The following is an 11,807-nucleotide window of genomic DNA, read 5'->3' as shown; positions in this document are numbered from 1 at the left end:
TCACTTCGGGGTGACCACCTTGTAGTTCTTGGGAACCTGGGCGTCCGGGCGGCGCAGGTACAGCGGCCGGGGTGCCGGCAGCTCCTCGCCGGCGGCCAGCTTCTCCACGGCGAGCGAGGCGAGGGCGGCGGCCGAGACGTGCTCGGGCTCGTGGGCGCTCGGGAACGTGTCCGGGTAGAGCAGCGCGCCCGCGCCGACCGCCGGGAGCCCGGCGACCTGCTCGGCGATGTCGCCGGGACGGTCCACGGCCGGTTCGGTCAGCCGGGTCCGCGAGTCGGCGTACGTCGCCCAGTAGACCTCCTTGCGCCGGGCGTCGGTCGCCACGACGAAGGGGCCCTTCTCCATGTCGGCGGCGTAGGCGAGGCCGTCCAGCGTGCACACGCCGTGGACGGGGACGCCGAGCGCCAGACCGAAGGTGTCGGCGGTCATGAGACCGACGCGCAGGCCGGTGTAGGGGCCGGGGCCGATGCCGACGACGACGCCGGTGACGGCGTCCAGCCTGAGCCCGGCCTCGGCGAGCACACGGTCCACGGCCGGCAGCAGCAGCTCTCCGTGCCGGCGCGCGTCCACCTGGCTCGACGAGGCGACGACGTCCGTGCCGTCGTGCAGCGCGACGGTGACGGCGGGTGTTGCGGTATCCAGAGCGAGCAAGAGCACGCGAACAGCCTACGGCGCCCGCGCCGCAAGCATCGCCGTCCTGGTCGTACGGTCACCGGCTGCTACGGTCTGTACGAAGTACGACATATCGCACGAGGCACATCGCAGGGCGGAGGTGGGCGCACGTGGCAGGCAGCAGCTCGGCGATCGTGGCCGGCCTCACCGCGGCGGCCGTCGGCGCCGTCGGCTTCCTCACCTACCAGGCCCAGGCGAACGCGCCGGCGAGCCTGAGCGGCAGGCCAGGGCCGAACGCGTCCCCCTCGGTGAGCGCGGGCAGGGTCACCCGGCACGGCACGACCGCGGTGCCGGGCGGGTCCGGCACGGGTGAACGGGTCGTGTACTCGCTGGACGACGACCGGGTCTGGCTGGTCGACGGCGGGAACCGGGTGGAGCGCACCTTCAAGGTCGACCCGGGCACGGTCGACCCGCTGCCCGGCTCCTACTGGGTCACGTCCCGGTCGAGCGCGACCAACGGCACGGACGGTGTCCCGGTCGAGCACGTGGTCCGGTTCACCAGCGTGGACGGGCTGACCATCGGGTTCAGCGCGGCGGTCGCTCCGCGGGCGGCCGGCGCCGAGCCGGGGGTGCGGACGGGCGGGATCCGGGAGACCCGGGCCGATGGGAACGCGATGTGGGCCTTCGCGACCATCGGGGTGCGGGTGGTGGTGATTCGCTAAGCCGCGTCGGGGTGCTCTGCAGGGACGCCGTTCGTCCGCGGCTCCGCCGTGGCCGGTCGCGTCCCTTCGGGGCGGTCCTCAGGGGCCCGGGGCGGACAGGAAACCGCCTTCGCCGCCTCGCACGATGCCAGCAGGTCGCGCATGGACACGATGGTGGGACCGGGCTCGGTCATGGGGCGCCTCCTGAAGTGCGGGGGCGGCGTAGTTAGGTACGCCTAACTACGGGCTGGATACCATGTGACCACGCCCGGGACGTCCTGCGCAACATGTTGCCGACGGCTTGTCGGAATCCTGGTACGGCGCTCAGGCCGCGAGTGTCTCCAGGCCCGCGTCCGCCCAGCGCTCCCCCAGGCCCGTCAGGGCGACGTGCCGTACCTCGTCTGTTGTGTCGCCGACGGCGCGGTGGATGACGACCTGGAGCCGGTCCTCGGTCAGCTCCTCGACCTTGCCCTCGCCCCACTCCACGACGATCACCGAGTCGGGCAGGTTGACGTCGAGGTCCAGGTCCTCCATCTCGTCCAGGCCGCCGCCGAGCCGGTAGGCGTCCACGTGCACGAGCGGCGGGCCGTCGCCCAGGGAGGGATGCACCCGGGCGATCACGAAGGTCGGCGAGGTGACCGCGCCGCGCACGCCGAGCCCCTCGCCCAGCCCGCGGGTCAGCGTGGTCTTGCCCGCGCCCAGCTCACCGCTCAGCATCACCAGATCGCCGGCCCGCAGCAGCTTGGCCAGCCTGCGGCCCAGTTCTCGCATCTGCTCGGGCGAAGTGATCGTCAGCCGGGTCTCAGCGGGGATCCGCGGTGCTGCTGGTGCTTCCATAGCCCATAACCGTAGCTCCTGCGGGCACCGCACCCGCGCGGGTGAGCAGATCGGCGAGGCGGTCGGTGACCACTTCGGGGTGTTCCAGCATCACCAGGTGCCCGGCGTCCGGGACGAGCACCAGCTCGGCGTCGGGCAGCAGGTCGGCTATGGCCTCGCTGTGCTCGCTGGGCGTGACCAGGTCCTGGACGCCGGCCAGGACCAGCACCGGCATGTCCCGGAAGCAGGCGAGCGCCTCGGTCTTGTCGTGGTCGGTGAAGGCCGGGTAGAACTCGGCGACCACGTCGATCGGCGTGGACTCGATCATCCGCTCCGCGAACCGCTCGACGGCCGGGTCGACGTCCCGTCCCCCGAACGAGTACCGCTTGATGATCCCGGCGAACAGCTCGGCGGTGGCCCGGCGCCCCTTCTCCACCAGCTCCGCCTGCTGCCCGAGCGCCTTCAGCACTCCGGGCAGGATCCGGCGCACCGCGTTGACGCCGGCGACCGGCAGCCCGAAGTTGACCTCACCGAGCCGCCCGGACGAGGTACCGACGAAGGCGGTGGCGACGACCCGCTCGCGGATCAGCTCCGGATGCTCGGAGGCGAGCGCCATCACGGTCATCCCGCCCATCGAATGGCCGACCAGCACGATCGGGCCCTCCGGTACGGCGGCGTCCAGGACGGCCTTCAGATCGCGGCCGAGCTGGTCGATGGTGAGCGGCACCCGGTCCCGGGTCTGGGCCACGCCCCGCCCGGAGCGGCCGTGGCTGCGCTGGTCCCAGTGCACGGTCCGGACGACCCCGCGCAGGGCCGCGCGCTGGAAGTGCCAGGAGTCCTGGCTGAGACAGTAGCCGTGGCAGAAGACCACGGTGACCGGGGCGGGGGCCTTACGGCCGAACAGCCGGCGCCGGCGCGGGGAGACGTGCGGACCCGGGTCGGGCTCGACCTCGTCGACCTCGTAGTACAGCTCGGTGCCGTCGTCCGCGATCGCCTTGCCCGGGGTGCCGCGCAGGGTGCCGTAGGGGCCCGCGGAGTCCAGCGCCAGCCGGGCCTTCCTGCGCATCCCGCGGCCCACCGTCATCCGCTCGATGGCGACGCCGGCCGCCGCGCCAGCGGCCAGCACGCCTATCGCGGCACCGGCGATGCCGGTCGCCCTGCGCAAGCTTCCGGCCGCCCCCGCGGCGGAGGCGGCGGCCGCCGCCGAGGCGACGACGTCCGCCACGGCCTCCGCGCTGCTCTCGCTCACGTACCGCTCCTCTTCGCTGTACTGCAGTTCGCTTATGGGTGCGACCGATGGTGCCCCCGCTGCCGCCGTAACAGGTATGACCGGTGTTACACGTGATCCGGGTCGCGTCTCTCGAACGGGTTACCGGACTCCTTCCCCGTTCACATGTACGCCGTCACATGACGCGTGGCATGGACGCGTTGACACGGAGAGATTTACCCGGAGGCAACTACTCGGAGGCATTCACATAGACGCGCGGAACCCGGGTTCCGATCCGCGTGACGATCTCGTACGCGATCGTGCCGCAGGCCTGCGCCCAGTCCTCGGCGGTCGGCTCCCCCCGGTCGCCGGGCCCGAACAGCACGGCCTCGCTGCCCACCGCGGGCTCGTCGCCGCCGAGGTCCACCACGAACTGGTCCATGGCCACCCGGCCGGCGGCCGTGCGCCACTTGCCGTCGACCAGCACCGGGCCGGTCCCCGAGGCGTGCCGGGGGACGCCGTCGCCGTAGCCGAGGGGGATGAGGCCGAGGGTGGTCTCGCCGGGGGTGACGTAGTGGTGGCCGTAGCTGACGCCGTGCCCGCCCGGCACGTGCTTGACCAGCGCCAGCGAGGCGCTGAGCGTCATCACCGGGCGCAGCCCGAAGTCGGCCGGGGTGCCCAGCTCCGGGCTGGGCGAGATGCCGTACATGGCGATGCCGGGGCGGACGAGGTCGAAGTGGGTCTCGGGGAGGGTGAGCGTGGCCGGGGAGTTGGCGATGTGCCGCACCTCGGGGCGCACGCCCTGCTCCTCGGCGTACGCCAGCATCTCCCGGAAGCGGGCGAGCTGGGCGGCGATGGAGGGATGGCCGGGCTCGTCGGCGCAGGCGAAGTGGGACCACAGCCCGGTGACGCGGACGAGGCCGTCGGCCTCCGCGCGCAGGGCCTCACGGACCAGCTCGGCCCAGTCGTCCCCGGGCTGGCAGCCGTTGCGGCCGAGCCCGGTGTCGGCCTTGAGCTGCACGCGCGCGGTGCGCCCGGCCTCGCGGGCGGCCGCGACGGCCTCCCGCAGCGCCCACATGCCGCTCACCGACACGTCGATGTCGGCCTCGACCGCCTGCCGCCAGGGGCCGCCCGGCACCCACAGCCAGCACAGGATGCGGCCCGGCAGCCCGGCCGCGCGCAGCGCGAGGGCCTCCTCGGGCGTGGCCGTGCCGAGCCAGGTCGCACCCGCCGCGAGGGCCTCACGGGCGCACGGCAGCGCCCCGTGGCCGTAGGCGTCGGACTTGACCACGGCCATCAGGGCCGCGTTCGGCGTCCGGGCACGCAGAGCACGCACATTGGCCCGCAGGGCGCCCAGATCGATCTCGGCGCGGGCGCGCAGGGGGGCGGTCGGCACAGTCGCAGTCTCACTCATCGCGCCCCCAGTCTCTCAGAGGGCCGTTCGGGCCCCGGCCGCAGTCTCGGCCACCTGGCTCTCAGGTACCCGGCCGCCGCCCCCACACGTAGACGCGGTCGCCCTTCTTCAGCACGTTCCACAGGGTGCGCGCGTCGCCGAGCGTCAGATTGACGCAGCCGTAGGAGCCGACGGTGGTGTAGATGCTGCCGTAGACGGCGTGGAACGCCTCGCCGCCGTCGAAGAACTGGGCGTACGGCATGGGCTGGTTGTAGAGGGTGGACCAGTGGTTCTTGTGCCGCCAGTAGATGGCGTGCCAGCCCTTGCGGGTGACGTGCCCGTTGCGCCCGCTGCGCATGGGCACCGGCCCGAACACCACCGTGGAGCCCTTCTGCACCCAGGTGAGCTGGCGGTCCAGATCGACGCAGGCGACCTGGTACGACCGGACGGGGCACTTCTTGGCGGCGTTCGGGTTCCTCCTCGCCGACACGAGCATCATGGTCGACCAGGTGACGGGTCCGGCGAACCCGCTGGCGGGCTTGATCTTGTACGCGATCTGGAACGCCCGGATGGCCTTGCAGTCGGCGGCGGACTGCTTCCCGTCGACCCTCAGCTTCAACCACCGCTCGGCCTGCCGCTGATAGGGCCCGGTCTGCCTGCTGCAGGTCACCTTGGCGACGGCGTCGGCGAGCGGCACGTACTCGATGAGGTCGTACGTCCCCGGCGCCGCGGCCTTGGGTTCCACGGCGTTCTCTCGCGCGGTGGGCGCGTACACCCTCGGCGGCAACGCCTCGTCGGGCGTGTCGATCTGCCATGCCTGTCCGGGCGGGGGCGCGACACCGGGGACGAGCTCGGGGGCGGGGGCCGGGGCGGGGGGCACGGGGGTGCCGGCCGCGGGGATGCCGGCCGGTGGGGAGGCCACGGCGGTGCCGGCCACCGGGAGGGCGGTCGCGGTGGCGAGCAGCACCGCGACACCTCTGGACGCGATTCGTCTGCTGATCATGCGATCAGCCAAGCGCGGGGTTCCGCCGCATCGGGAGTGCCGCGCGGGAGGGTCACCCGGGGGGTGGACCTGGATACGGCGGCCGTCGGTCCCCAGCGGGTGGGCGCAGCCTGCACTGTGCCGACGCCGGTGAGCGGCCCCGCCCCCGGCCGGCCGCGGCGCCGGGCGCCCCGTCAGCTACAGCACGTGCACGTCCCGCCAGGCCTCCGGGATCCGGTCGGAGACGTCATGTGCGCCCACCGGTGCCCCGTCCGCCGCGAACCGTCCGGCCAGGCCGTGGAGGTACGCCGCCGTGCTCCCCGCGTCCAGCGCCGAGAGCCCCGATGCCAGCAGCGACCCGGCGAGGCCCGACAACACGTCGCCGCTGCCCGCCGTGGCCAGCCAGGACGTCCCCGTGGCGTTCACCCGCACCGCCCCGCCCCCGGCGTCGGCGACCAGGGTCGTGGAGCCCTTCAGCAGCACCGTCGCCCGGTACGCCGCCGCCAGCTCCCGAACCGCGGCCAGGCGAGCCCCCTCGACCTCCTCCCGGCGCACGCCCAGCAGCGCGGCCGCCTCTCCGGCATGGGGTGTCATCAGGGTCGGCGCCGTACGCCCGCGCACCGCGTCCCGCTCGGCCAGCCGCAGCCCGTCCGCGTCGATCAGCACCGGCACATCCGCCGCGAGCACCTCGGTCACGGTCGCCGCGTCCTCCCCGGCCCCCGGCCCGACCACCCAGGCCTGTACGCGCCCCGCCTTCGCCGGCCCCTGGTCGGACACCAGCGTCTCCGGGAAGCGGGCGATGACCGCGTCCCCGGCCGGCCCGACGTACCGTACGGCCCCCGCCCCACCCCGCAGCGCGCCGGAGACGGCGAGCACGGCGGCGCCCGGATAGCGCGCGGACCCGGCGGCGATCCCGACGACCCCGCGCCGGTACTTGTCGCTCTCCGCGGCCGGCACCGGCAACAGCCGTGCCACGTCGGCGTGTTGCAGGGCCCGGAGCTCGGGCCCGCCGGGCAGTTCGAGGCCGATGTCGACCAGCCGCACCACCCCTGCGTACTCCCGCCCCGGATCGATCAGCAGCCCCGGTTTGTACGTCCCGAAGGTCACCGTCAGATCGGCCCGGATCGCGGCCCCGCGCACCTCCCCGGTGTCCGCCTCGATCCCGCTCGGCAGGTCCACGGCCACCACCGCGGCCCGGGACCGCGCGGCGACCCCGGCCAGGACCTCGGCCTCCGGCCGCAGGCCGCCCTTGCCGCCGATCCCGACGATCCCGTCCACGACGAGGTCGGCCCGCTCGATCAGCCCCTCGGCGGAACCGGCCGCGGCGACCGTGCCGCCCGCCCGCCGCAGCGCGGCCAACCCGCCGGTGTGCGCCCGTTCGGGCGTCAGGAGCACGGCCGTGACCCCGGCGCCGCGCCGGGCCAGCCGGGCCCCCGCGTACAACGCGTCCCCGCCGTTGTCACCGCTGCCGACGAGCAGCACCACCCGGCTGCCGTACACCCGTCCGAGCAACTCGGCGCAGGCGGCGGCCAGCCCGGCGGCGGCCCGCTGCATCAGCGCACCCTCCGGCAGCCGCGCCATCAGCGCCCGTTCGGCCGCCCTTACCGTCTCCACGCTGTACGCACTCCGCATGGCACCGAGTCTGCCCCGGAACGGCCGTCGCCCACACCCGGCCGTTCAGCCCTCGGCGACCACCACGGCCGAGGCGACGCCCGCGTCATGGCTGAGCGACACATGCCAGGACCGCACGCCCAGCTCCGCGGCCCGCGCGGCCACGCTGCCCGTCACCCGCAGCCGGGGCTGTCCGCTGTCCTCGACGTACACCTCGGCATCGGTCCAGTGCAGCCCGGGCGGCGCCCCCAGCGCCTTCGCCAGGGCCTCCTTGGCGGCGAACCGGACCGCGAGCGAGGCGATCCCGCGCCGCTCCCCGCTGGGCAGCAGCAGCTCCCGCTCCACGAACAGCCGATCGGCCAGCCCGGGCGTCCGCTCCAACGACGCGCGAAACCGGTCGATCTCGGCGACGTCGATCCCCACTCCGATGATGCTCATGCCGGGCAGCCTACGATCGCGGACCCGGCGGCACCCGCCCACCTGGCGAAATCCAACTGCCGCGCCGGGCGCGTGCCGTCTACGCTCCGTCCATGACGACCCAGGCCCATCTCTCCCGACTCTTCTCGCTGGACGGCCGTGTCGCCGTGGTGACCGGAGGCAGTTCAGGCATCGGCCGGGCCATCGCCGGGGCGCTGGCGCGGGCCGGCGCGAGCGTGGTGGTCGTGGCCCGCACCAAGGAGCAACTGGAGGAAACCGTCGCGGAGTTGACGGCCGACGGCTGCCGGGCCGCCTGGGTCTCGGCGGACCTGGGCACCCGTGACGGTGTGCGTGCGGCGGCCGAGGAGGCGGCCGGTGTCTTCGGTGAGCCGGACATCCTCGTCAACTCCGCCGGGATCAACCTGCGGCCGCCGATGGGTGAGCTGACCGAGGACGTGTGGGACACCACCATGGCCGTGAACCTGGAGGCGCCCTTCCTGCTGGGGCAGCGGTTCGGGCCCGGCATGGCGGAGCGCGGCTTCGGCCGGATCATCCACATCACCTCGCAGCAGGCCCACCGCGCCTTCGTGCAGAGCGGGGCGTACGGCGTCTCCAAGGGGGCGCTGGAGTCGCTGGCCCGCTCGCAGGCCGAGGCCTGGTCTCCGTACGGCGTCACCGTCAACACCCTGGTGCCGGGGTTCGTGATGACCGCCCTCAACCGGCGGCTGTCGTCCGACCCGGGGCAGGTGGCCGCCCTGGCCGCCCGCACGATGACCGGCCGCAACGGCCTCGCCGAGGACTTCGAGGGCGCGGCCGTCTTCCTCGCAAGCCAGGCCTCCGCCTACGTCACAGGCCAGTCGATCTTCATCGACGGCGGCCTGTCGGTCCATTGAGCAACGCCCCGAAGCCGACAGCCCCGCACCCCCTGGGGGGCGCGGGGAACTGCGCGAGCAACGAGTAGCTACTCCACCGTGACCGACTTCGCCAGATTCCGCGGCTGATCCACCTCGTTCCCCCTGGCGGTGGCCAACTCGCACGCGAAGACCTGCAGCGGCACCGTCGCCACCAGCGGCTGGAGCAGGGTCGGGGTGGCCGGGATGCGGATCAGGTGGTCGGCGTACGGGACCACCGCCTCATCGCCCTCCTCGGCGATGACGATCGTGCGCGCCCCCCGCGCCCGGATCTCCTGGATGTTGGAGACGATCTTGTCGTGCAGGACCGAGCGGCCGCGCGGGGAGGGGACGACGACCACGACCGGCACGTCCTCCTCGATCAGCGCGATCGGACCGTGCTTCAGCTCGCCCGCCGCGAAGCCCTCGGCGTGCATGTAGGCGAGTTCCTTGAGCTTCAGGGCCCCTTCGAGGGCGACCGGGTAGCCCACGTGCCGGCCCAGGAACAGCACCGTGTTCTTCGACGCCAGGCTCCGAGCCAGCTCGCGCACCGGCTGCATCGTCTCCAGGACCCGCTCGACCTCCACCGAGATCCGGGACAGGTCCTTGATCACGGCCTGGATCTCGTCGCCCCACTTGGTGCCGCGCACCTGGCCCAGATACAGCGCCACCAGGTAGCAGGCCACCAGCTGGGTCAGAAACGCCTTCGTGGAGGCGACGGCGACCTCCGGCCCGGCGTGCGTGTACAGCACCGCGTCCGACTCGCGCGGGATCGTCGAGCCGTTGGTGTTGCAGATCGCCAGCACCTTGGAGCCCTGCTCGCGGGCGTGCCGCAGCGCCATCAGGGTGTCCATGGTCTCGCCGGACTGGGAGATGGCGATGACCAGGGAGCGGCCGTCCAGGATCGGGTCCCGGTACCGGAACTCGCTGGCCAGCTCCACCTCGCAGGGGATGCGCGTCCAGTGCTCGATGGCGTACTTGGCGATCAGGCCGGCGTGAAAGGCCGTACCGCACGCGACGATGACGACCTTGTCGATCTCGCGCAGCTCTGAGGGCGAGATACGGACCTCGTCCAGCGTCAGCGAACCCGACGGGTCGATACGGCCCAGCAGCGTGTCGGCGACCGCCTTGGGCTGCTCGGCGATCTCCTTGAGCATGAAGTAGTCATACCCCCCCTTTTCCGCGGCGGAGGCGTCCCAGTCCACGTGGTAGCTGCGGACCTCGGCCGGGCGGCCGTCGAAGCCCGTCACCGTCACGCCGTCGCGGCGCAGCTCCACCACCTGGTCCTGGCCCAGCTCGATCGCGGAGCGCGTGTGGGCGATGAACGCGGCGACGTCCGAGGCCAGGAACGCCTCACCCTCTCCAACGCCCACCACCAGCGGCGAGTTCCGGCGCGCGCCGACGACCACGTCCGGCTCGTCGGCGTGCACCGCGACCAGGGTGAACGCGCCCTCCAGCCGCCGGCACACCAGCCGCATGGCCTCCGCGAGGTTCGCGCAGGCGGAGAACTCCTCGGCGAGCAGGTGGGCGACGACCTCGGTGTCCGTCTCGGACGTCAGTTCGTGGCCGCGCTCGGCGAGTTCGTCCCGCAGCACCGCGAAGTTCTCGATGATGCCGTTGTGGACGACGGCGACACGCCCCGCGTTGTCGAGATGCGGGTGGGCATTGGCGTCCGTCGGACCGCCGTGCGTGGCCCAGCGGGTGTGGCCGATGCCCGTCACACCCGTCGGCAGCGGCCGTTCGACCAGTTCCTTCTCCAGATTGACCAGCTTCCCGGCCTTCTTCGCCGCGGCCAGCCCACCGTCGGCCAGCACGGCGACACCGGCCGAGTCGTAACCCCGGTACTCCAGCCGCTTCAGCCCGGCCATCACGACATCGAGCGCCGACTGTGACCCTACGTATCCAACGATTCCGCACATGGGCCGCAGCCTACGACCCGGGAACGGCCCGAACTGGCCTCCGCCTGCCCGAAATCGGAAATTCCCACCGCCGTACGAAGGCCGTTTCCGACTCGCCGGTCCGCGCGGACGCCGGAAGCGGAGGTCAGCACCGACTACACCCCGACCCGGTCGGTCGCGCGGGCGTGACACACCCCACCCGCCGCCTCGTTCAAACTCCGTTAACAATGGACTGTGATCTCACCGGTCTCCTCGATGCCCCGGAGCGCCCACCGGCACAGGCCGGAGGCGACTCCCTACGTCGACCTCACCCGCGCCGAGTGGAGCGCGCTGCGCGACAAGACGCCGCTGCCGCTCACCGCCGAGGAGGTGGAGAAGCTGCGCGGTCTGGGCGATGTGATCGACCTGGACGAGGTGCGGGACATCTACCTCCCGCTCTCCCGGCTGCTCAACCTCTACGTCGGCGCCACGGACGGACTCAGAGGAGCGCTGAACACCTTCCTCGGCGAGCAGGGCTCCCAGTCGGGCACCCCGTTCGTCATAGGCGTCGCCGGCTCGGTGGCCTGCGGCAAGTCCACCGTCTCCCGCCTTCTGCAGGCCCTGCTCTCCCGCTGGCCCGAGCACCCGCGCGTGGAGCTGGTCACCACGGACGGCTTCCTGCTGCCCACCCGGGAGCTGGAGGCGCGCGGCCTGATGTCGCGGAAAGGATTCCCCGAGTCGTACGACCGCCGCGCCCTGACCCGTTTCGTCGCCGACATCAAGGCGGGCAAGGACGAGGTCACCGCCCCCGTCTACTCCCACCTCATCTACGACATCGTCCCGGACCAGAGACTCACGGTCCGCCGCCCCGACATCCTGATCGTCGAGGGCCTGAACGTCCTGCAGCCCGCCCTGCCCGGCAAGGACGGCCGTACCCGGGTCGGCCTCGCCGACTACTTCGACTTCAGCGTGTACGTCGACGCGAGCGCCGAGGACATCGAGCGCTGGTACCTCAACCGCTTCAAGAAGCTGCGCCAGACGGCCTTCCAGGACCCCGACTCGTACTTCCGCAAGTACACCCAGGTCTCCGAGGAGGAGGCCCTCGACTACGCCCGCACCCTGTGGCGGACGATCAACAAGCCCAACCTGGTGGAGAACATCGCCCCCACCCGCGGCCGGGCCACCCTTGTGGTCCGCAAGGGCCCGGACCACAAGGTGCAGCGGCTGAGGCTGCGCAAGCTGTAGGCGCGGGCCGCCCTGCAATCAGTGACCAGGTATGCACCCTTTGTCACTCCGGGCGG

Annotated in this window: 11 protein-coding genes; 3 read left to right on the top strand and 8 right to left on the bottom strand. The window is 72.7% G+C overall.

Annotated elements, in window-relative coordinates; translation table 11 throughout:
- The gene (tsaB, locus tag ACZ5NH_RS24440) at positions 1-657 is read right to left on the bottom strand and encodes a tRNA (adenosine(37)-N6)-threonylcarbamoyltransferase complex dimerization subunit type 1 TsaB (protein ID WP_388619681.1); all 657 of its coding nucleotides are present in this window, start codon (positions 655-657) and stop codon (positions 1-3) included.
- 125 nt (positions 658-782) lie between these two features.
- Here tsaB and ACZ5NH_RS24435 point away from each other — a divergent pair, with 125 nt between their 5' ends.
- The gene (locus tag ACZ5NH_RS24435) at positions 783-1,334 is read left to right on the top strand and encodes a hypothetical protein (RefSeq protein WP_468778057.1); all 552 of its coding nucleotides are present in this window, start codon (positions 783-785) and stop codon (positions 1,332-1,334) included.
- Between the two features lie 303 nt (positions 1,335-1,637).
- Here ACZ5NH_RS24435 and tsaE read toward each other — a convergent pair whose 3' ends face one another.
- From tsaE to ACZ5NH_RS24405, 6 genes are all read right to left on the bottom strand, one after another.
- Positions 1,638-2,150, bottom strand: a complete 513-nt coding sequence (gene tsaE / locus ACZ5NH_RS24430; RefSeq protein ID WP_468778055.1) for a tRNA (adenosine(37)-N6)-threonylcarbamoyltransferase complex ATPase subunit type 1 TsaE — start codon at positions 2,148-2,150, stop codon at positions 1,638-1,640.
- The gene (locus tag ACZ5NH_RS24425) at positions 2,116-3,378 is read right to left on the bottom strand and encodes an alpha/beta fold hydrolase (RefSeq protein WP_468778054.1); all 1,263 of its coding nucleotides are present in this window, start codon (positions 3,376-3,378) and stop codon (positions 2,116-2,118) included. The genes tsaE and ACZ5NH_RS24425 overlap by 35 nt, the downstream gene beginning before the upstream one ends.
- A 208-nt stretch (positions 3,379-3,586) precedes the next feature.
- Entirely contained in the window at positions 3,587-4,750 is a 1,164-nt protein-coding gene (gene alr, locus ACZ5NH_RS24420; RefSeq protein ID WP_388619673.1) for an alanine racemase, read from the bottom strand.
- A 61-nt stretch (positions 4,751-4,811) separates the two neighbouring features.
- Complete coding sequence (locus ACZ5NH_RS24415; RefSeq protein WP_468778052.1) at positions 4,812-5,732, bottom strand: L,D-transpeptidase family protein; 921 nt, start codon at positions 5,730-5,732, stop codon at positions 4,812-4,814.
- Between the two features lie 177 nt (positions 5,733-5,909).
- Positions 5,910-7,343 carry an NAD(P)H-hydrate dehydratase gene (locus ACZ5NH_RS24410; RefSeq protein ID WP_468778050.1) on the bottom strand — a complete coding sequence of 478 codons (1,434 nt, stop codon included), beginning with the start codon at positions 7,341-7,343 and terminating at the stop codon, positions 5,910-5,912.
- A gap of 45 nt (positions 7,344-7,388) precedes the next feature.
- The gene (locus ACZ5NH_RS24405) at positions 7,389-7,760 is read right to left on the bottom strand and encodes a holo-ACP synthase (protein WP_365580314.1); all 372 of its coding nucleotides are present in this window, start codon (positions 7,758-7,760) and stop codon (positions 7,389-7,391) included.
- Between the two features lie 92 nt (positions 7,761-7,852).
- Between ACZ5NH_RS24405 and ACZ5NH_RS24400 the strand changes: the two genes are divergently transcribed.
- Positions 7,853-8,632: an SDR family NAD(P)-dependent oxidoreductase gene (locus ACZ5NH_RS24400; protein ID WP_468778048.1), complete on the top strand. Its 780-nt coding sequence runs from the start codon at positions 7,853-7,855 to the stop codon at positions 8,630-8,632.
- 68 nt (positions 8,633-8,700) lie between these two features.
- On the opposite strand, the gene glmS is transcribed toward ACZ5NH_RS24400, so the two are convergent.
- Positions 8,701-10,548: a glutamine--fructose-6-phosphate transaminase (isomerizing) gene (gene glmS / locus ACZ5NH_RS24395; RefSeq protein WP_468778046.1), complete on the bottom strand. Its 1,848-nt coding sequence runs from the start codon at positions 10,546-10,548 to the stop codon at positions 8,701-8,703.
- Between the two features lie 234 nt (positions 10,549-10,782).
- Here glmS and coaA point away from each other — a divergent pair, with 234 nt between their 5' ends.
- The gene (coaA, locus tag ACZ5NH_RS24390; protein ID WP_388621021.1) at positions 10,783-11,751 is read left to right on the top strand and encodes a type I pantothenate kinase; all 969 of its coding nucleotides are present in this window, start codon (positions 10,783-10,785) and stop codon (positions 11,749-11,751) included.
- Positions 11,752-11,807: the final 56 nt, after the last annotated feature.

It is taken from the genome of Streptomyces sp. NPDC031426 (assembly GCF_055581585.1).
This window is presented reverse-complemented; position numbering and strand designations above follow the sequence as displayed.

Bases quoted from the DNA above. Each gene is read 5' to 3' on its own strand.
- tsaE (WP_468778055.1), bottom strand. From the start codon at position 2,150: ATGGAAGCACCAGCAGCACCGCGGATCCCCGCTGAGACCCGGCTGACG.
- alr (WP_388619673.1), bottom strand. From the start codon at position 4,750: ATGAGTGAGACTGCGACTGTGCCGACCGCCCCCCTGCGCGCCCGCGCC.
- ACZ5NH_RS24415 (WP_468778052.1), bottom strand. From the start codon at position 5,732: ATGATCAGCAGACGAATCGCGTCCAGAGGTGTCGCGGTGCTGCTCGCC.
- ACZ5NH_RS24410 (WP_468778050.1), bottom strand. From the start codon at position 7,343: ATGCGGAGTGCGTACAGCGTGGAGACGGTAAGGGCGGCCGAACGGGCG.
- ACZ5NH_RS24405 (WP_365580314.1), bottom strand. From the start codon at position 7,760: ATGAGCATCATCGGAGTGGGGATCGACGTCGCCGAGATCGACCGGTTT.
- ACZ5NH_RS24400 (WP_468778048.1), top strand. From the start codon at position 7,853: ATGACGACCCAGGCCCATCTCTCCCGACTCTTCTCGCTGGACGGCCGT.
- glmS (WP_468778046.1), bottom strand. From the start codon at position 10,548: ATGTGCGGAATCGTTGGATACGTAGGGTCACAGTCGGCGCTCGATGTC.
- coaA (WP_388621021.1), top strand. From the start codon at position 10,783: ATGCCCCGGAGCGCCCACCGGCACAGGCCGGAGGCGACTCCCTACGTC.